Annotated in this window: 19 protein-coding genes and 2 tRNA genes; 16 read left to right on the forward strand and 5 right to left on the reverse strand. The window is 59.9% G+C overall.

All coding sequences use genetic code 11. The annotated features are described in order from the left end of the window. Window positions 1–135: 135 nt before the first annotated feature. Together AS026_RS25140 and gloA are read right to left on the reverse strand one after the other, a co-directional pair. Entirely contained in the window at window positions 136–1,200 is a 1,065-nt protein-coding gene (locus AS026_RS25140; RefSeq protein WP_018858626.1) for a YcbK family protein, read from the reverse strand. 155 nt (window positions 1,201–1,355) lie between these two features. Further along, entirely contained in the window at window positions 1,356–1,796 is a 441-nt protein-coding gene (gloA, locus tag AS026_RS25145; RefSeq protein WP_018858625.1) for a lactoylglutathione lyase, read from the reverse strand. 205 nt (window positions 1,797–2,001) lie between these two features. Between gloA and AS026_RS25150 the strand changes: the two genes are divergently transcribed. Continuing rightward, window positions 2,002–2,580, forward strand: coding sequence for a cold-shock protein (locus tag AS026_RS25150; protein WP_018117103.1), 579 nt, complete (start codon window positions 2,002–2,004; stop codon window positions 2,578–2,580). After that, the gene (locus AS026_RS25155) at window positions 2,580–3,062 is read left to right on the forward strand and encodes a DUF192 domain-containing protein (RefSeq protein WP_018858624.1); all 483 of its coding nucleotides are present in this window, start codon (window positions 2,580–2,582) and stop codon (window positions 3,060–3,062) included. The genes AS026_RS25150 and AS026_RS25155 overlap by 1 nt, the downstream gene beginning before the upstream one ends. A gap of 115 nt (window positions 3,063–3,177) precedes the next feature. Here the strand turns inward: AS026_RS25155 and AS026_RS25160 are convergent, their stop codons facing one another. Then, window positions 3,178–3,456 carry a hypothetical protein gene (locus AS026_RS25160; RefSeq protein ID WP_037217658.1) on the reverse strand — a complete coding sequence of 93 codons (279 nt, stop codon included), beginning with the start codon at window positions 3,454–3,456 and terminating at the stop codon, window positions 3,178–3,180. A gap of 302 nt (window positions 3,457–3,758) precedes the next feature. On the opposite strand from AS026_RS25160, the gene AS026_RS25165 reads away from it, so the two are divergent. The 7 genes from AS026_RS25165 (at window position 3,759) to AS026_RS25195 (ending at window position 11,806) form a co-directional block, all read left to right on the forward strand. After that, entirely contained in the window at window positions 3,759–5,534 is a 1,776-nt protein-coding gene (locus AS026_RS25165; protein ID WP_425349830.1) for a hypothetical protein, read from the forward strand. Between the two features lie 157 nt (window positions 5,535–5,691). Continuing rightward, the gene (locus AS026_RS25170; protein ID WP_062372535.1) at window positions 5,692–6,906 is read left to right on the forward strand and encodes an alpha/beta hydrolase; all 1,215 of its coding nucleotides are present in this window, start codon (window positions 5,692–5,694) and stop codon (window positions 6,904–6,906) included. A gap of 13 nt (window positions 6,907–6,919) precedes the next feature. Next, window positions 6,920–8,854 carry a mechanosensitive ion channel family protein gene (locus AS026_RS25175; RefSeq protein ID WP_062372538.1) on the forward strand — a complete coding sequence of 645 codons (1,935 nt, stop codon included), beginning with the start codon at window positions 6,920–6,922 and terminating at the stop codon, window positions 8,852–8,854. A gap of 97 nt (window positions 8,855–8,951) precedes the next feature. Then, window positions 8,952–9,374 (forward strand): hypothetical protein, encoded by a 423-nt coding sequence (locus AS026_RS25180; protein WP_018858619.1) that lies wholly within the window; start codon window positions 8,952–8,954, stop codon window positions 9,372–9,374. A gap of 4 nt (window positions 9,375–9,378) precedes the next feature. Beyond that, window positions 9,379–9,960: an OmpA family protein gene (locus tag AS026_RS25185; RefSeq protein ID WP_025661851.1), complete on the forward strand. Its 582-nt coding sequence runs from the start codon at window positions 9,379–9,381 to the stop codon at window positions 9,958–9,960. A 237-nt stretch (window positions 9,961–10,197) separates the two neighbouring features. Continuing rightward, the gene (cax, locus tag AS026_RS25190; protein WP_062372541.1) at window positions 10,198–11,337 is read left to right on the forward strand and encodes a calcium/proton exchanger; all 1,140 of its coding nucleotides are present in this window, start codon (window positions 10,198–10,200) and stop codon (window positions 11,335–11,337) included. 136 nt (window positions 11,338–11,473) lie between these two features. Then, entirely contained in the window at window positions 11,474–11,806 is a 333-nt protein-coding gene (locus AS026_RS25195; RefSeq protein ID WP_018117080.1) for a potassium channel family protein, read from the forward strand. A gap of 162 nt (window positions 11,807–11,968) precedes the next feature. Here AS026_RS25195 and AS026_RS25200 read toward each other — a convergent pair. Then, window positions 11,969–12,045: transfer RNA gene (locus tag AS026_RS25200), tRNA-Pro, on the reverse strand. 330 nt (window positions 12,046–12,375) lie between these two features. On the opposite strand from AS026_RS25200, the gene AS026_RS25205 reads away from it, so the two are divergent. The 3 genes from AS026_RS25205 (at window position 12,376) to AS026_RS25215 (ending at window position 13,165) form a co-directional block, all read left to right on the forward strand. Continuing rightward, complete coding sequence (locus tag AS026_RS25205) at window positions 12,376–12,681, forward strand: ETC complex I subunit (RefSeq protein WP_016554394.1); 306 nt, start codon at window positions 12,376–12,378, stop codon at window positions 12,679–12,681. A 45-nt stretch (window positions 12,682–12,726) separates the two neighbouring features. Then, window positions 12,727–12,803: transfer RNA gene (locus tag AS026_RS25210), tRNA-Arg, on the forward strand. Between the two features lie 176 nt (window positions 12,804–12,979). Beyond that, window positions 12,980–13,165 (forward strand): hypothetical protein, encoded by a 186-nt coding sequence (locus tag AS026_RS25215; RefSeq protein WP_018117079.1) that lies wholly within the window; start codon window positions 12,980–12,982, stop codon window positions 13,163–13,165. 81 nt (window positions 13,166–13,246) lie between these two features. Here the strand turns inward: AS026_RS25215 and AS026_RS25220 are convergent, their stop codons facing one another. Then, window positions 13,247–14,287 (reverse strand): LacI family transcriptional regulator, encoded by a 1,041-nt coding sequence (locus tag AS026_RS25220; RefSeq protein WP_037217662.1) that lies wholly within the window; start codon window positions 14,285–14,287, stop codon window positions 13,247–13,249. Window positions 14,288–14,633: 346 nt separating this feature from the next. Between AS026_RS25220 and AS026_RS25225 the strand changes: the two genes are divergently transcribed. From AS026_RS25225 to AS026_RS25240, 4 genes are all read left to right on the forward strand, one after another. After that, a complete protein-coding gene (locus AS026_RS25225; protein WP_018117077.1) occupies window positions 14,634–15,893 on the forward strand; it encodes an ABC transporter substrate-binding protein in 1,260 nt (419 codons plus the stop codon). 81 nt (window positions 15,894–15,974) lie between these two features. Further along, window positions 15,975–16,928, forward strand: a complete 954-nt coding sequence (locus AS026_RS25230) for a carbohydrate ABC transporter permease (RefSeq protein WP_029792362.1) — start codon at window positions 15,975–15,977, stop codon at window positions 16,926–16,928. Next, window positions 16,925–17,869: a carbohydrate ABC transporter permease gene (locus AS026_RS25235; protein ID WP_018117075.1), complete on the forward strand. Its 945-nt coding sequence runs from the start codon at window positions 16,925–16,927 to the stop codon at window positions 17,867–17,869. The genes AS026_RS25230 and AS026_RS25235 overlap by 4 nt, the downstream gene beginning before the upstream one ends. 4 nt (window positions 17,870–17,873) lie before the next feature. Then, window positions 17,874–18,989: an ABC transporter ATP-binding protein gene (locus AS026_RS25240; protein WP_025660749.1), complete on the forward strand. Its 1,116-nt coding sequence runs from the start codon at window positions 17,874–17,876 to the stop codon at window positions 18,987–18,989. Window positions 18,990–19,022: the final 33 nt, after the last annotated feature.

The raw sequence follows: 19,022 nt of genomic DNA on the forward strand, positions 1-19,022 counted from the left end.
TTTTTCAAAATAATGACAGGATTCTTTTGCAGCAGCGAAATGGCGTTTATTGCAGCCGAATCAAAACGCTATGGATCGATGTTCCCAATTCTTCACAAGAGCTTACGTAACGCTAATGGCAGCGAAGCGTGAGCGTCACAGAGCGCGAGCAAGGGGCGATGCAGCCGTCCCACCACCGCAGCCCCAGTTCCAGTCGCGGCTTTTTCCGGTATCGAGATGGACGGAGTTCGTGTGGCAGTAGGTACCGACACCGCCGCGATCAGGCAGCGAGCGGATATAGCTTGCGATATCCCATTTCGACACGCCGTCGATCTGAATATCGGCCGCGTCGCATGTCTTGTGCATGGATTCTTCGGCGCCGCCGACCATGCGGTTATGGTCCGGGTCGCGATATCCCGACGTGACGACGAGCGGCTTGCCGAAGTGCGTTTCGACCGCCCTGATCACATTCAACAAGTTCGGCTTGAAGCAGCCGACCTCTACCTTGTCGTTTTGGAGATGCAGGCCGTTGGGCGCAATTCGCGTCATGCCGGGCAGTGAGGCTTTTTGCAGTAGCCCGGAGAGACTGCCGAGCAGGTTTTGCCTCGGCGCGCTATAGAGCGCATTCATCGTCTGGCCTGCCAGTGCTCCGGTCGAGAGCGAGGCACTCTGAACCGGCTCGCCGCGTATGGCCGTGTTCTGTGAGGACTGCTGCGGCAACAGGGGTTGAGTCTGCTGCGTTTGCTGGGGCTGATCGACAGGAAGCTGGCTGCTGTAGACGCTCGAGCGCATGGGGCTGACACCGGCCGGCGTGTAGGCGTTGCCCGTGACGGGCTGCACCTGGGTCGATGTCGGGTTGTTCTGCGGCAGCGTGTGTGCCGAGAAGATGCTCATCGCCTGCGCGTTGATCCCCGTTGATTGCATTGCGAGACCGCCGATATTGGCGGGAGCCGAAGCGGTCGATCCTACTGCCATCGACTGCGCCGCTGGAACCTGTGCCGGCTGCTGACCCGATACATTCGCCACCATAGGGTCGCGATAGCCGGGTTGGGCGGTGGGCGAGGCGGTGGCCTGTTGAACGGCTGCAGTCGATTCGACTGGGGAAACGACAGCGGCAGCGTCGGCGGCCTTCTTGTTTGACACGCAGCCGCTGAGCACCAGCGCTGACGTGGCGATGAGAAGGGCAGGTCCGAAAGGTATCCGCTTTTCAACAGCGAGCACGCGAGCATTCTCCAGAGGACGGCGAGTGCTGCGCCAAAACGCATCGTTCGCCTCGAGTCGGCTGGACAGTGCCCGCGCCACTGGCCTGCGGCAAGCGCGATGCGGACACGCAGGTCCGAAATCGCCAAAGCCGCAAGCCTCGCAAAAGCCTCGACTTACCAGGCGCCGGTATTGCCCATCGAAGCCCAAGGCTCGGCTGTCGGGAGGCTGCCGCCCTTCTGCAGAATCTCGATCGAGATCCCGTCCGGGGAGCGCACGAAGGCCATGTGACCGTCGCGCGGCGGACGATTGATGGTGATGCCGTTGTCCATCAGCTTCTGGCAGGTGGCATAGATATCGTCGACCTCATAGGCGAGGTGACCGAAATTGCGGCCGCCCGTGTAGTCCTCGGTATCCCAATTGTAGGTCAGTTCCAGGCAGGGCGCGCCCTTGGCACTGGCCTCGGTTTTGTCGCCGGGCGCTGCAAGGAAAACGAGCGTGAAGCGGCCCTTCTCGTTCTCCGTGCGCCTAATTTCCTCGAGTCCGAAGAGCTTGGTGTAAAAATGCAGGGAGGCGTCCAGATCTTTCACGCGAACCATGGTGTGGAGATAACGCATTCTATTTCCTCTCTAATGCGGGGTCTTGGATTCTGTCGGAATCTTATGTGGCGGAACACCAGCTTCGGGCAAGATAGCGGGGTATGATTGGGAACTGCGAATAATCGAAAAGTAGGACTTGCGCTAATCCGTTACCAACATGTTAATCTTGATGTGAAGAATCAGTTAACCGTAACAGTGTGACGCGTATTGAGGGACTGGCGATATGGCTGACAGAATTTCGTCAAAGGAATTCAGCGACCTCGATCAACTCGCGGGGGAAGCGGTCGATCTCATTGAAATCACTGGCGTCGTCAAGTGGTTTGACGTGGCCAAGGGCTTCGGTTTCATCGTTCCCGACAACGGTATGCAGGATGTTCTTCTTCATGTGACCTGCCTGCGTCGCGACGGCTACCAGACAATTCTCGAGGGTACGCGGATCGTTGCGCTCATCCAACGGCGCGAACGCGGTTACCAGGCGTTCAAAATCCTTTCCATGGACCAGTCGACGGCTGTACACCCTTCGATGCTGCCGCCGGTCCGCACGCATGTGCAGGTGACGGCGACGAGCGGGCTCGAGCGTGCGCTGGTGAAGTGGTTCAATCGCACGAAGGGCTTCGGCTTCCTGACGCGGGGCGAGGGGACGGAGGATATTTTCGTCCACATGGAAACGCTGCGTCGGTTCGGTCTCACGGAATTGCGTCCGGGGCAGGTGGTGCTCGTCCGTTACGGCGATGGCGACAAGGGGCTGATGGCCGCTGAGATCCATCCCGATGTGCCGAGCCCGGTGAGCCGCGCGCACTGATGCGTATGTCTGCAGCTCACTGGATCAGAAGCGCCATCGCGGCGCTTTTTTTCATTCTCGCCGTGCCGGCCCTTTCCCAACAGCCGATAACCTTCGACAAGGAACCGCTGATTATCCAGACGGCGTCCGGCAAGCGGCTGAATTTCATCGTTGAGATAGCCGACACCAACGAGCAACGCCAGCGCGGGCTGATGTATCGTAAGGACATGGCGGAAGACGCCGGCATGATCTTCGATTTCGGCGTTTCGCGGCGGGTGCAGATGTGGATGGAGAACACCATCCTGCCGCTCGACATGCTGTTCGTCGACTCGACGGGCACGATCCGCAACATCAAGCAGAACGCGGTGCCGTACTCCGAGGACATCATCGATTCGATGACGGAGGTGAAGTACGTGATCGAACTCAATGCCGGTGTAACGGCCAAGCTCGGCATCAAGCCTGGCGACAAGGTGATGAGCGCCACGACGACCAAGAAAAAGTAGGCGTTCGCGCCACGCGGTGACACGGGGCTGCTTGAGGCAGCGCCGAATTTCTCCCGAAAAGCGGGAATGCAGCGGGTATCTTGTTCCTCGACAGGCCCGGCGTGAGAAGGGCGGTTTAGCGACGTGCGCCGAACACCTCGCGCATGACGTCGCCCTCCAACTCCACACAAAGTTCTTCATATTCATCGACCAGGGTGAGCTCGGCGCTGGCCTCCTTGCGGAACCGTTCGAGTGCGAGGCATGCCTCCTCATAGGCACCCAGCATTTCATCAAGCAACGGTCGCCCATTGGCGGCTAACCGCACAGCCTCGCGCTGGGATGCCGGTAACCTTAACAACATGCGCGCCAGACCGCATCTTGCAGCCTCGCCTAGACGATTGAATGACTTGCCCATTCGCGCCACCGTCCCCTCCTGGTGCACAAACGACAGCAGTGATTGCGTATTGGTCGCTGGGATATCACGGTTCTCCAGATGAGCGGTGTAGAATACGGTAGAATACCTCGGTACCAACGGCGACATATGTGATGTTGGCTGCGATTGAGCCCACCCAGAGCCAACGCATGTGGTCCTCACTCACCAAGGGCAAGTGTTGCCCGAACGATTGTGAACCCGGTATTGCCACAACGTATAGGTCATGTTTATCTGCTAGCAACATACGCATTGGGTTGTGCTTAGTCAGCATCGAGGGGAATTCGATGGCAAGTGCAAGGTCAGGCGACGTGGCCCCTGTAGCGCCATCTGCCGAGGAAGTGCAAGACCAGCTGGAGCGCATCCTCGGAAGCGAGAGTGTTCACCTCCCTGAGCGAGCCCGGCGGTTCCTGGTGTATGTCGTGACGGAGACGCTCGCCGGTCGATCCCACTACCTCAAGGCCTACACGATCGCGGAGGTCGTTTTCGGAAGGCAGAATTTCGATGCTCAGGGCGATCCCGCGGTGCGGATCGAGGCTGGGCGCATCCGGCGGGAGCTGGAGCGCTATTATTTGATGGCTGGTGGCAGCGAGCCGGTTGTCATCACGATTCCCAAGGGCCGATATGTTCCCATATTCCAAGCTTCGTCGCATTGCCGTGGCGACACAGCGGACGAGGCGATGGCACCGCCTTCTCCCGTCTCTGTCGAGCCTTCATCAAGTGAGGTTGCGGCAGCACCGGCGGCTTCCAGATCCGCTGGAAAACGCTGGCTGATAGCTGGCGCGGCAATGGCGGCCGCGATTGCTGCAGGGGCCATTTTCCTTGGCTTAGAGCCGGCCTCCAAGGAGGTCGCTTCCATCAACAGCCGACCGACGATAGCCGTGGATCGCTTCGAGGATATTGCGGGTGGCAGCAGATTTTCGGGAATTTCGGGCGGCGTGACCGATGAAATCATGTCGAAGCTCGTGAAGTTCAAGGACATTCTGGTCGTCGATGCGTCCGGTAATGATCAGGACGCTGTGAGCGGCCTCCAGAATGCTCGATACGCCCTCCAGGGAAGTGTTCGACAAGATGGCGATCGTGTTCGATCCACGGCGCGCCTGGTGCGTCGTTCCGACGGCGCCGTCATCTGGGCCAACCACTACGATTCCGATCTTCGAATACAGAGCGTGTTTGAAGTCGAGACCGCTCTCGCAGAGGAGATCGCGACCGCCGTCGCCCAACCCTTTGGCGTGGTATTTCAGACCGACATAGCCCCGGATGGGGCGGGTGGATGGGACGCATATGATTGCAGCCTGTCCTATTACAACTATCGCAGAAGCATGACGGCGGAAGCGCTTCAGACAGCACAGGAATGTCTCAGGTCCGTGACCGAGAAGTTTCCGAGCGACGCCACGTCTCTTGCTTTCTTGTCGCTGACTTACCTCGATCAGGTACGCTTCCCCTACAAGCTTGGAACCAAACCGTCGCCAAAGATATTGGAGACGGCATCGGAGCTGGCGAAAAAGTCGGCTGTAATTGATCCGCAGAACCCGCGCGTCCTGCAGGCGCTGATGCTGACCAGCTTCTTTCGCAATGACGTTGACGCCGCCCTCGAGGCGGGTGCCGCGGCCTATCAGTTGAATCCCAACGACACCGAGGTGGCCGGCGAATACGGCTTACGTCTCTCCATGGCGGGCAAGTGGGATACGGGCTGCGATCTCGTTTCCAAGGCAGTCAGCAGGAACGCAGGTCCGCAAGGTTACTACGAGGTCGGGATGGCGTTGTGCGCCTTCATGAGAGGCGACCTTCAGGCAGCAGAACTGTGGTCGCGAATGTCTGATCTAAACTACAATCCGATGCACCGCATGGTTCTGGCATCCATCCTTGGCGCGTCCGGAAAGATCGAGCAGGCGAAAAGGGAACTCGATTGGCTTGACACGAAGGCCCCTGCGCTGATGCCGGTGGTAAAGCGCGAGATTTCGATGCGCTTGGCGCGGCCGCAAGACCAAGAGCGCGTCCTCGCCGGGCTGCGCGCTGCCGGTGCCGCGGTCGATCAGGTTCAGCCGGCAGTGACCAACTAGCCGTTGCCGTCATCCTCTCGCTGGCGTGGCAATTTCGTACCACGGCGGCGTCCGTCCCGACAGATACTACGCGATGCTACAGGCCTCGCCGCACGCCACCTGCTAGCCTCCAGGCTTGAGATGGCCCATCCCCCTGGGCAATAGCTGGAATGCAGGCATGGTGAAACGCAGTATCCCTCTTCTTCTCTTTTTTCTGACGAGTTTCGGACATCCGGACGGTGTCATGACGCCGGTTCCGCTGTCGGCTTCCGCTCCACCAACGTCCAAGGTTGCGATGCTGGTTGCGACCACACGCGAGCCGTCTGGGGACCCGGCGACGCTATTCAATGGGGAGCGCAGTTCCAAGCCGCACCTGACGCAAATCACAGTCTCGATTCCGCCGAAGCGCGAGCCGGGCACGGTACAGTGGCCGAAGCGTCTCCCACCTGACCCGGCAACCGATTTCGCTGTGACGAATGCTCAGCAGATAGACACCATCGCGCAAGGGCGCGAATGGTTCGCGCAGCATGTGAACGCCGGACATGCGCTAGTGTTCATTCACAGCTTCAACAACGCCTACGAGGATTCCGTCTTCCGGCTGGCGCAGATCGTGCACGATAGCAAGATGGAGGCGACGCCCGTCCTGTTCACATGGCCGTCGCGAGCCGAAATCACCGCCTACCAGTATGACAAGGAAAGCACGAATTATTCGCGCACGGGACTGGAGCAGGCCCTTCGCACGCTCGCTGCCGATCCCAATGTCAAGGATATCACCATCATGGCACATTCGATGGGGACCTGGCTGGCGATGGAATCGCTGCGGCAGATGGGGATACGCGACGGCCGTGTGGATCCGAAAATTCACAATGTGATCCTCGCTTCCCCCGATATCGATATCCAAGTCTTTGCCAAGCAGTTCACCGAAATGGGCGAGCCATGTCCGAAGTTCACGACCTTCGTGTCCAAGGATGATAAGGCTCTCGCGGTTTCGAGCTTTATTTCGGGGCGGGTCTCCCGTCTCGGTGCCATCAATCCTGCAGAAGAGCCCTATCGGTCGAAGCTCGAAAAAGCGGGCATCGCCGCGATCGATTTGACGAAAGTAAAGACCGAGGACGGGCTCAATCACGGCAAGTTTGCCGAAAGTCCGGAAATCGTCCAACTTATCGGCCAGCGACTCATGACGGGCGAGACACTTACGGATTCGAATGTCGCGCTCGGCCAAGGCATTACAGCCGTGGTCGGCGGCACGGTGACGAACATCGGTACGGTTGCGGCTACAGCCGTCGCGGTTCCGGCGACAATCATCGAGCAGCCGCTTGCTGAGAGAAGAAAGCCACGGCCGGCCGACGATACGCTTGGCGGCGACCTGAAGCAGCAGACGCGGACGCAATAGGGGGAAAACCAGCATGAAATGGATTCTGTCTCTCATCGCCGGACTTCTCTTCGCATTCAATGCCGTGGCGCAAGCTCCCGCGGCCGCACCACAGCAGAAGATCGACGAACTCGTGCGCCTTCTTCAGGACCCGGAGGTGCAGGCCTGGCTGAACAGTCGCAAGGAGGTCGGTGCACCTCAGAGCCCCGCTTCATCCGCAGGCGCCTCCGATTTGGTCAGCTGGGAGTCTGCGGCGCGGACGCGCGTTCACGAAATCATCACGGCCATACCGGCGATACCAGCGGAAGTGGCGGCCGCCGCTGCCAGAACACGGCATGACGCCGTAAGCCGAGGCTATGCGCCCGTATTCGTCATATTCGGCGGACTGGTCGCTCTCGGTCTCCTCGTCGAGGGGCTGTACCGCAGGCTAGCCAAGCCCCGCGAAACGCTCCTTGGGCGACTGGCCCCAGTCGGAATCTTCGCGGGGGCAATGGCGATCGTGTTCTTTGCCGTGGAATGGCCGCCTCTCGCCCGTATCACCTTGCTTGCCTATCTCACGGCATTCGTCGCGTTTCGGCTGGCGGTCGCATTTTTGTCCGCCGCCGATATCACGCCGTTCTTGCGCACACGGTTGATGATCCTATTCGGGCTTGTCTGCTTTGCCGTTGCCACGGCGGCAATCGGAGAACCTTTGGGCGTTCCGCCGCTGGTTAGGGATGCAATCAGCTACTGCTTGTCGGTCGTTGGGCTATTTGTCGCGATCGAGATGGTGTGGGCTACGTCGCAGCGATCTCGGCCGTGGAAAGCGGCTGTGATTGCCTTCCTCGTCGCGCTGTGGATCATCTGGTGCCTCGACATGAGAGGCCTTTTCTGGATCGGCGTCTATGTCCTCGTACTACCGGCGATGCTCAACGCCGTTGGCCGCGTGGCAGGGTCTTTCGTAAGCGATCCCGGTAGCCTTCGTGGTGTCTTGATCGTCCGTGGCGCACGCGCGGCGGTGATCTTCCTCGCCGTCGGGTGGCTGGCACTTGTTTGGCGTCTCAATCCGGACACATTGGGTCAGCGCGATCCTGTTGTCGCTGCCCTTTTCTACGGGGGCCTGAAGAGTGTTTTGATCCTCGTGGTTGCTGATTTTCTTTGGCAACTGGCCAGAGGCTGGATCGACAGAACGTTGCGGGTGGCGACCGACGCAACATCCCTTGCGCCCGCTGATGCCGCCAAACGGGCACGGTTCCGCACGCTTCTTCCGATCTTTCGCAATGCATTGGCTGTTGTTGTCGCGGTCATGGCGGCGTTGGTCGTGCTGGCCCAGATGGGCGTACAGATCGGGCCATTGATCGCGGGAGCCGGCATCTTCGGCGTTGCCATCGGTTTCGGTTCTCAGACCCTCGTCAAGGACGTCATCAGTGGTGTGTTCTACATGCTGGATGATGCCTTCCGGGTTGGGGAATACATCCAGGCCAAGGATTACAAAGGAACCGTGGAGGGCTTCAGCCTGCGATCGGTACGCCTTCGTCATCATCGCGGTCCGGTCTTCACCGTGCCATTCGGCGAACTCGGAGCCGTCCAGAACATGAGCCGCGACTGGGTGATCGACAAGTTCAGGATCACGGTCGGCTTCAACACCGATATCGACAAGGCACGCAAGCTGACCAAAAAGGTCGGAGCGGAGCTGAAGGATGACCCGGAACTCGGGCCGCTCTTTATCGAGCCCTTGAAGATGAAGGGTGTCGAGGAGTTCGCCGACTACGGAATCGTATTGAGCTTCGCCATGACCACGGTTCCCGGCATGCAGACCTACATACGCCGCAAGGCCTACGCCAAGATTCGCGAGTTGTTCCTGGCAAACGGGATCACGTTCGCCCAACCGACGGTGCAAGTCGGAGGTGACGACAAGGAGGGTGGCGCGGTGGCTGCCGCGCAGGCGATCCGGGCGCACGAAGCAGGTACTGCCGCGCCGCCGAAGTGAGTGCTCTGCAGTGTGCGCTACCGTAATATACGTCCCCAATCATAGCGCTTCGTGAGAACATTCACCGGCTAGATCGTCGAGGCAGGGAGAGGGCGACATGTTCAAACGCGGAATTCTTACGGCGGCGCTCACGTTGGCGACGCTGACATTTGCCGGGAATGCGCCGGCGCAGACGCTGAGCTATGCGGATGCGGTCACGAAGCTCGCCGCCGACTGCGGCACGGACATCCAGAAACTGTGCAAGGGACTGAACCTCGGCAGCGGACGGATCGCCGACTGCCTGCAGCAGAACGCGGCAAAAGTGTCGCCCACTTGCAAAGGCTCGCTGACATCAGTGTTCCAATCGATAACCCAGCGAGAACACGCGCAGACCGCCTACGAGCGGGTCTGCCAGCGGGACATGTCCAAAAGTTGCTCAGGCATCAAGGGTGACGGCTTCGTGCTGGCTTGTCTGGTGAAAAAGGAAAAGCGCGTCAGCAAGGAATGCAATCAGGTCATCACCGATGCGGGTTGGAGGTAAACCGATGAAACGTCTTATTTCCAAAGCCATTCTCGTTCTGGCCGCGGGCGTATTGTTTTCCGGCTTTGCGTCGGCGCAGGAGGTCTCCCAGGAGCGCATCGTCAAGGGACTCGGTAAACTCAGGGCGGCGGCTCCTGCGATCGACCTCGAGATATTGCGACAGGAGGCTATCAACGGCGGTAACCAGCCGATGTCTGCGCTTCCGAACTGGAAGCGGATAGGGAAGCTGCCGCAGATGGTGGTCGAGATCGATTTCGAGAACGACTCTGTCGCCATCCAGCCGAACTCCTATCGCACCCTCGGGCTGATCGCCGACGCGTTGCATCATCCGAACCTGTGGGACTACAAGTTCCTCGTGGTCGGTCATGCCAGCGCGACCGGGGACGAAAAACATAACCTCGATCTCAGCGAACAGCGTGCTGCTGCAATCAAAGAAGCACTATCGACGACGTTTGCCGTCGATCCGGCGCGCCTTTACGCGGTCGGTGTCGGGGAACACTTACCGATCGAAGGCACTGACGTGAAAGGGTCGAACAACAGACGTGTTCAACTTATCAACCTCGGTGTCTTCAAGATTAAGTCCTGATCGGAAAGAGGCCGCGGCGTCGAAACGATGCCGCGCGCCAGCAGTTGATGGGCCGCCCCCTGGGAGTGTGGAGGCTCGGATGAACGCCCCGAGACTAACGCTGTTGGGCAACGCCTGCTTTGCTGGCGGTCTTTGCAGACGCTCGATTCGGCTGCCGATCGCGATCCTCTCGGATGAGCACTCCTACCGAGAATGCATCGCCTGCAAACGAGACTATCTTATGATGGGAGAAACGACATGAGCAGCTCCGACGGACGATCTTCTCCATCTGCTGGCATCGGAAGAAGTGTTCTTCAAGAACTGCGACACACGCCCGTTCTCTGGCTGATCGTGCTGGTGCCGATCGTCATCGTTCTGGAGCACCTGGTTCCGGACAGTCATACGCTGCTCTTTTTCATATCGGTCCTTGCAATCGTTCCTCTGGCGACGCTCCTTAGCCGTGCAACCGAGGCGGTTGCGGCGAGAACGGGCGACGCGGTCGGCGGCCTGCTAAATGCTACGCTCGGAAATCTGACCGAGCTGGTGATATCGCTTTCGGCCCTGCGGACGGGACAATATCTGCTGGTCAAGGCATCGCTGGCCGGCGCAATCGTTACAAACACCCTGTTCATGCTGGGCGGCGCATTTCTACTCGGCGGGTTGAAGCATCACCTGCAGGAGTTCAATCGCGTCAATGCTCGCTTCCAGGCCTGCCTGCTTTTCCTGGCAACCATTGCCGTTCTGGTGCCGTCGATCATCAGTGAAGTCGATCAGCCGCCACCGCTCGCCATCTCTCAGAACGTGAGCCTCGGGTTGTCGGTCATCCTCATCGCCGTCTACGCCTTGGGCATGTTGTTCTCCTTGCGAACACATAAGGAGCTTTTCGCCAGTGCCGGTCACGCGGACGAAGAGCAGGCTACCTGGCCGCTTGGCCTCAGCATCGCCATTCTCGTCGGCGTAACCGTGCTGGTCGCATTGGTCAGTGAAATTTTCGTCGGGTCGGTTCAGGTTGCGGCTGAACATCTGGGAATGACACCGGCGTTCGTCGGCTTCATCGTGGTCGCCCTTGTTGGTGCGGCCGCGGAGATGACCACCGCGTTTTCGGCAGCTCGGGCGGATCGCCTTGATCTCAGCGTTGGGATCGCGCTCGGCAGCGCCGCCCAGATCGCGCTTTTCGTTGCCCCGCTGCTGGTCATTGTCAGCTACGTCATCGGACCGGAACCAATGACGCTGCAGTTCTGGCCCGGGGCAGTTACAATGATGATCGTCGCCACCGTGGCCGCTACGCTTCTGTCGAACGGTGGTCGAGGCGCCTGGTACGCAGGAGTGATGGCACTTGCCCTCTACGCGATCTTCGCCTTCACCTTGTTTGTCTTGCCTCCAGCTGGACCGACGTGATCGAAAGGCTACTTCTAGGCGCGCCGCGCGATAGCTCTGCAGCGACGCCAAAGCAAACTCAATCAGGCACCTTGGAAGCGCAAGGAAAGCGGCGCCGATGACGCGAGGCACAGAGAGCAAGTTTAAATCGAGGAGGATGAGAAGGCGGTTCTTCGCCTCTCTCTTCCAGCAACTTCGAATATTGTGGCCGATCTTCTCCGGTGTTCTCGTTGTCATCGTCGGGTCAGGCGCACTTGTCGGATGGATCGAAGGATGGCAGCTCGGCGACACCCTGTACTTCACCTTTGTTACGGGATTGACGATCGGCTACGGCGACCTCGTACCAAAGCAGACAATCGCGCGGGTGCTGGCTCTGGTGATCGGCCTATGCGGGATTGTCCTTACGGGTCTTATTGCCGCAGCCAGCGTGCAGGCTCTCCGTGGCGCTGATCCGGATCGCTCAAATTCTGACAATGCCGATCAGGACTAGGTGAAGTGCCTCGCCGAACCGGCCATTCAGAACTGGAAATCTTAGACTTATGATTCCTGGGACAACGCGGAGGCCCCAGTACGGCATCGAAGTTTTCGGAAGCGTCGATCGGAGGATGTCCTGCGAAAGTCCGACAAGTCTTGATGTGGAGGGGAAGGGTAGTGGTCGGAGTGGAGAGATTCGAACTCCCGACCCTCTGGTCCCAAACCAGATGCGCTACCAGACTGCGCTACACTCCGTGCCGACGAGGGAGGCCAATACACGGTTCGCCCCGTGCCCGCAATATCTAAATCGCCTATCCCCAACCTTGGTGTGAGTATTCTCTTCCTCAAGCTTGCGGCGTGAAGCGATCGATATGAGCATGACAATCGATGATCGCGGGAGGAAGGCGCCTGTTGGAAACGGTTGAACAGCGCTGCGACTGGTACGGCTTTTTTCTTGAAAAGAAAGGGATTCGCCGCTAAGCAAAATTCATCTCTTCGTGCGATGGTTTGCGTCAAGAGTAGCTGCCTTGTGGGGCAGAATGAAGTTTCAAGTGCGAAAGCCGCTAAATCGGAGGCCCTGCAGCAATGTCTGCCAAGATCTACCGCCCAGCCAAGACCGCGATGCAGTCCGGCAAGGCAAAGACACATATTTGGGTTCTTGAGTTTGATCAGGAGACGCCGCGCACCATCGATCCGATCATGGGCTATACGTCTTCCTCGGATATGCGCCAGCAGCTGAAGCTGACCTTCGAAACGCAGGAACTCGCTGAGGCTTACGCGAAGCGTAACGGCATCGAGTACCGGGTTATTGCCCCGAAGGATCCGCAGCGCCAGATCGTGGCTTATCCTGACAATTTCCGCTATACGCGGACGCAACCCTGGACGCATTGATCCGCGTTCATCCGCAGATTTGACCGGGTGCGAATTCGGTCATGCGGCCCCTTAGCTCAGCTGGATAGAGCACCTGCCTTCTAAGCAGGTTGTCGCAGGTTCGATTCCTGCAGGGGTCGCCACTCTTTCTCAAGCCGCCCAGCACGTGCGCGTCTCTTGAATCGTTGGGCGTCCTTGTGAAGGCCATAGTAAATCCCACTAGGTCGCTGGTGACATTCTCCTACGGCACGCTCAACCGTTGATGTTGCCCTGGGTGCGGGCGCACCCTAGTATCTCCGTGCTTCCGGGATACGCCGCCGTGACCGATACGATCGCCCCACAACTGATATTCACTCTGAACATCGCGTGGGAAATCGCCTCGCAGGAGAGCCCGGACTATGACCTCGTCGTCTATTTCATCCAGCAGGCTCTTCGTGCAGCTCAAGAAGAGGCATTGCGACACGGCGTCATTGTCGATTTCGAGCAGAAATCCGAGCTTCAATAGGGTGTCCGCTTGCAGTAACCGCCGAGGTCACGAGGCTAAGGTCTACCGCGTAGCCAGTTGAGATCGAGTAGCAGATGTCATCTATTTTCCGGCACCGCCGGAGAAAGGCGGCTGCGGCGTTAGTAGCATCTGCAACTGGTCCATATCCGTCTCGCCGCTGATCCGTTTCCTCAGGATGCGGCCGATATGTTCGCCGGTGGCCGTAAGGTCCTCATAAATCGTTTCCACCTTCGGCTGGATGGCGGAAAGTAACTGCGAGGTCTGCTTGGCGACGATGTCGTATTCGACGCCAAGGGTGAGGCCGCAATCGCTCATGCCGGTGATCGTGGCAAGCGCGCACACTTCGCCGCCGCACATGAAGGCGTCGGGTGGATCGGCTTCGCGATGCCGTCGGGCGATACGGTCGCGAATTGCGCCCGCCGGATGATCGAGGTCGATCTCGGAGATAATCTCGTAGGCACAGCCGGCTTCGCGCACCGCGGTCATGAAGCCGTGCAGGATATGGCTGCCGAAGCTGAACTGCATCGGACCGCCGATCAAAGCGGGCTTACGACGCCCTTTGGCGATCAGCCGCTTGGTTGCCTCATAGGCGAACGTGAAATTGTCGTAGTCGACATAAGGATGCGGCGTGGAAAGTTCGGTGCGGCCATGGGTGACAAACGGAAAATTGTGCTCCATTAGCAGCCGCACGCGCGGGTCGAACGGTTCGGTGCGCGACATCACCAGGCCGTCGGCCATGTGATTGCGCATGATGTAGTTGACTGCCTCGATATTGGTCGTGTGCGGCAGGTTGGGCATGACGATCAGATGGTAGGTGGTGCCCTGCAAAGCAGCGGCGATGCCGGACATGATCGAGGTGCCGTAGCCGAGGATCTCCTCATGCGATTCAAGAAGGATGGCGATGACGTTCGTGCGGCCGGTCTTCAGGCGCTGGGCCGCTCGATCTGGGGAGTAACCGACCTGCAGCGCGATCTCCCGGACGCGCTTGCGGGTCTCGTGGTTGATGACCGGGTCGTCCGAGAGGGCTCGGGATATCGTCGTCACAGCAAGGCCCGCGATGTCCGCGATGGTGCGCAACGTCGGCTTGCCGCTCCTGCGGGTCACTCCGGTCGTGGGCGGCATTGTAATGCGAGACACGCTCGACTTTCCTCCAAAGCGTCGATTGGCCGGACACTAGCGCGATATCGGCGCCGAAAGCAATGCTATTATGGAAACGTTTTAAATAATCGGCTTCCGTTTTCCAAGCAATAGGGCTGCGTCTGAAAGACAAGTAAAAACAGGCGGTAAATGATACTGCCTCCGACAAAGAAAGGCGCGTCGCTACACTTGACTTGCTTATGTTTATAACGTTTTAAATTAACCCATGCGGCGTTCGCGCCGTATAAGTAGAGTCTTTCGCGCGGGGAGCGCAGGGGCTTTTTGACCGCGGATTTTCCGCTTTTGTGAACTTGCAAACCGGGAGGAAACGATGCGCAAGTTTTTGATGACGACAGCGTTGGTGACGATGAGTGTTGCGGGCTTGGGTGCTGCCAAGGCTGCGGATGTGAAGGAAGTGCAGATGCTGCACTGGTGGACGTCCGGCGGCGAGGCAGCGGCCTTGAACGTGTTGAAGGAGGATCTGTCGAAGGAGGGGTTTGCCTGGAAGGACGTGCCGGTTGCCGGTGGTGGCGGTGATGCGGCGATGACGGCGCTGAAGGCGATGGTTGCGGCCGGCACCTATCCGACGGCCTCGCAGATGCTCGGCTACACCGTTCTCGACTACGCCCAGGCCGGCGTCATGGGGGACCTGACGGAGACGGCGAAGGCCGAGGGCTGGGACAAGGCGGTTCCGGCGGCGCTGCAGAAGTTCTCCGTCTATGACGGCAAGTGGGTCGCAGCCCCCGTCAACGTCCACTCGGTCAACTGGCTGTGGATCAACAAGGGTGTGATGGACAAGATCGGCGGCACCGAGCCGAAGACCTTCGACGACCTGATCGCGCTGCTCGACAAGGCGAAGGCTGCCGGCGTGACGCCGCTGGCGCTCGGCGGCCAGAACTGGCAGGAAGCGACGATGTTCGACTCGATCGTGCTGTCGACGGGCGGCCCCGAGTTCTACAAGAAGGCGATGAACGACCTCGACGAGGAGTCGCTGAAGTCGGACACGATGAAGAAGTCGTTCGACAACCTGCAGAAGATCGTCCAGTACGTCGACCCGAACTTCTCCGGACGCGACTGGAACCTTGCGACCGCCATGGTCATCAAGGGCGATGCGCTCGTGCAGGTGATGGGTGACTGGGCCAAGGGCGAGTTCGTCGCCGCCAAGAAGACACCGAACACCGACTTCCTGTGCTACCGCTTCCCGGGCACCGACGGCAGCGTGATCTACAACTCCGACATGTTCGGCATGTTCAACGTGCCTGACGACCGCAAGGCAGCACAGGTGGCGCTTGCCAAGGCAACGCTGTCGAAGAGCTTCCAGTCGGCGTTCAACGTCGTCAAGGGCTCGGTTCCGGCCCGTACCGACGTTCCGGATACCGATTTCGACGCCTGCGGCAAGAAGGGTATCGCCGACCTGAAGAAGGCCAATGAAGGCGGCACGCTGTACGGCTCGCTGGCCCAGGGCTATGGCGCGCCTCCGGCGGTTGCCAATGCCTACAAGGACGTCGTCTCGAAGTTCGTGCATGGCCAGATCAAGACCTCCGACCAGGCGGTCGAAGAGCTCGTCAAGGCCATCGACGACGCCAAGTAATCAAGGCCTCCCACGGTCTTCCCCGCCGGTGTCGGCGGGGAAGATTCCGCCACGGACGATCTCGTTGGAGGAGATGACCCCATGAGCACCATCGCTACCGATAAAACCGTTCTCACGCCGCACCGTGGAACGCCCATTTCCATCCGCGCGCGCCTGCAGGACGCGCTGCCGAAGATCGTGCTCGCGCCGAGTTTCGCCATCACGCTTGTGTTCGTCTACGGCTTCATCCTCTGGACGATCTATCTGTCCTTCACCAATTCCAAGACCTTTCCGTCCTACGTGCTGACGGGCCCGCGCGCCTATCAGCGGCTGTGGCGCTGGACGTTCGAAAGCGATCCGCCGTCCAGCTGGTACACCTCGATCACCAACATGGGCATCTTCGGTGTGCTCTATGTCGGCATCTGCCTGGCGCTCGGCCTGTTCCTGGCGATCCTGCTCGACCAGAAGATCCGCGGCGAGGGCATATTGCGGCCGATCTTCCTCTATCCGATGGCGCTCTCCTTCATCGTCACCGGCGTTGCCTGGAAATGGTTCCTCGATCCGGGGCTCGGGCTCGAGCAGACGCTGCATCAGTTCGGCTGGACGAGCTTCCACTTCGACTGGATCAAGAACAAGGACTTCGTGATCTATACTGTCGTGATCGCCGGTGTCTGGCAGGCGTCCGGCTTCGTCATGGCGATGTTCCTTGCCGGCCTTCGCGGCATCGACAGCGAGATCATGAAGGCGGCGCAGATCGACGGGGCGACGACCGTGCAGCTCTATCGCCGCATCATCATCCCGTTGCTCAGACCGATCTTCCTGTCGGCCTTCATCGTGCTCGCCCACATGGCGATCAAGTCTTACGATCTGGTTGTGGCACTGACCTCGGGCGGCCCCGGCGGCTCGGCCTGGCTGCCGTCCAACTTCATGTACGAATACACCTTCAAGCGCAACGAGATGGCCGTCGGCTCGGCGAGCGCGGTGATCATGCTGATGACGATTTCGGCGATCATCGTTCCCTATCTCTATTCGGAACTCAGGGAGAAATCGCGATGAGCGCCGTCACCTCGACCCTGCCGAGTGCGGCCAGCGCCTCGCGCAACAGACTGTTCAGCCGGATCTTCATCTACGGGCTGCTTGTCATCTTCGCGATCATCTACCTGATGCCGCTGTTCGTCATGCTGGTGACCTCGTTCAAGACGATGGACGAGATCCAGAACGGCAACATGCTGGCGCTGCCGCAGTCGCCGACCATCGAGCCCTGGTTCAAGGCCTGGGGGCAGGCCTGCGTCGGGCTGACCTGCGCCGGCATCAAGGGCTACTTCTGGAACTCGATCAAGATGGTCGTTCCGGCCGTGGCGATCTCGACGATCATGGGCGCGCTGAATGGCTACATCCTGACCAAGTGGCGCTTCCCCGGCCACACGCTGGTGTTCGGCCTGATGCTGTTTGCCTGCTTCATCCCGTTCCAGTCGGTGCTCTTGCCGATGGCGACCATCCTTGGCAGCCTCGGCCGCTTCGGGGCGACGCTGCGCGACCAGATCGGCATGTCGCTCGGCTTCGGCAATCCGACCGTCAACCTCGTCACCGTTCACGTCGTCTACGGCCTCGGCTTCACGACGCTGTTCTTTCGCAACTATTACGAGGCCTTTCCGACCGAACTGGTGAAGGCGGCGCAGGTCGACGGTGCCAGCTTCTTCCAGATCTTCCGCCGCATCATGCTGCCGAACTCGCTGCCGATCATCGTCGTCACCGTCATCTACCAGTTCACCAACATCTGGAACGACTTCCTGTTTGCCTCGGCCTATGCCGGCACGGGCGATTCCATGCCGATGACGGTGGCGCTGAACAACGTCGTCAACACCTCCACCGGTGTCGTCGAATACAACGTCAACATGGCGGCGGCGATGATCGCAGCGCTTCCGACCCTCCTCGTCTACATTCTCGCCGGCCGCTACTTCGTGCGTGGCCTGATGGCGGGCGCTGTCAAAGGATAATCCAATGGCTTTCCTCGAAATCTCAGGTCTCAAGAAGCGCTTCGGCTCGCTGGAGATCCTCAAGGGCATCAACCTTGACCTGGAAAAGGGCGGCTTCCTCGTGCTCGTCGGCCCGTCCGGCTGCGGCAAGTCGACCTTGCTCAACACCATTGCCGGCCTGGAATCGATCACCGAGGGCGACATTCGCGTCGATGGCCGCAGCATTGCCGACCTGCATCCGTCGAAGCGCGACATCGCCATGGTGTTCCAGAGCTACGCGCTCTACCCGAACATGACGGTGGCCGGAAACATCGCCTTCGGCATGGAGATGCGCGGCGTGCCGGTCGAGGAGCGCAACAAGGCGATCGACAAGGTCGCCAAGGTGCTGCAGATCGGCCACCTGCTCAATCGCAAGCCGAGCCAGCTGTCGGGCGGCCAGCGCCAGCGCGTCGCCATGGGCCGCGCCCTGGTGCGCGACCCGAAGCTGTTCCTGTTCGACGAACCGCTCTCCAACCTCGACGCCAAGCTGCGCGTCGACATGCGCATCGAGATCAAGCGGCTGCACCAGGCGACCGGCACGACGATCGTCTATGTGACCCACGACCAGATCGAGGCGATGACGCTGGCCACCAAGATCGCCGTCATGCGCGACGGCGAGGTGCAGCAGTTCGGCACGCCGGCCGAGATCTACAACAACCCGGCCAACATGTTCGTCGCCGACTTCATGGGCTCGCCGGCGATGAACCTCCTCGCGGGGACGATCGAGAAGGGGGCGTCCGGCCTGACCGTGTCGCTTTCACGTCCGCAGGGCGAGCCGATCCGGCTGCCTGTCACGGCGGGCAACGGCGCGCTCGAAGCGCATACCGGCCGCGAGATCGTCTTCGGCATCCGCCCCGAGGCGCTGACCGATCCTGACGGTGCGGACCGCAACGCCAAGGCGCTGGCCGAAAGCGACTGCCTGATCGAGGTGGTGGAACCGGCCGGATCCGACACCTTCGCGGTCACCAAGCTCGGCGGCAAGGAGGTCGTGGCGCGGCTCAGGGCCGACGCCCGCATCCAGGCCGGCCAGCACGCCCGCCTCGCCTTCAACCTCGACAAGGCCGTGTTCTTCGATCCGCAAAGCCAAACCCGCATCGCTTAAACCAGGAGCCAGGATTCCAAACATGAACAGCTC

Origin of the sequence: Rhizobium altiplani, assembly GCF_001542405.1 — a bacterium.
GTDB classification, from domain to species: Bacteria; Pseudomonadota; Alphaproteobacteria; order Rhizobiales; family Rhizobiaceae; genus Rhizobium; species Rhizobium altiplani.